Source organism: Stenotrophomonas sp. SrG (assembly GCF_050031795.1).
Classification (GTDB): domain Bacteria; phylum Pseudomonadota; class Gammaproteobacteria; order Xanthomonadales; family Xanthomonadaceae; genus Stenotrophomonas; species Stenotrophomonas rhizophila_A.
This window is the reverse complement of record NZ_JBNBBE010001462.1, coordinates 1-234: the sequence shown is the minus strand read 5'-3', so window position 1 is coordinate 234 and position 234 is coordinate 1. Positions and strand designations below refer to the sequence as shown.

Annotated in this window: 1 pseudogene; it reads right to left on the bottom strand. The window is 65.0% G+C overall.

Annotation, left to right across the window (positions count from 1 at the left end):
- Positions 1-50: 50 nt before the first annotated feature.
- Positions 51-234: pseudogene (locus ACQG3P_RS24260) on the bottom strand (ABC transporter permease); the annotation flags it as partial.

Sequence of the window (234 nt, the reverse complement as noted above, 5' to 3'; positions counted from 1 at the left end):
AAGAGCCCGGCGGCGTTCGGCTGTGCCGTGTTGTTTTCCAGATACTCCCGTTAGTCGCCGGCGTCGGCGGGCGAGGCCAGCTCAACCCAGTACTGCATCCAGACGCACGGTGCATTGAGTGCGGTTTCCTCGCCGTTGGCGTTGTCCCAGCAGGTCTTGTTGCCGTTGCGGCCGAACGTCAGGGCCAGCGCGGTGAACACCGGCACGAAGATGTCTTCGCTGTCGCCGTGGCGG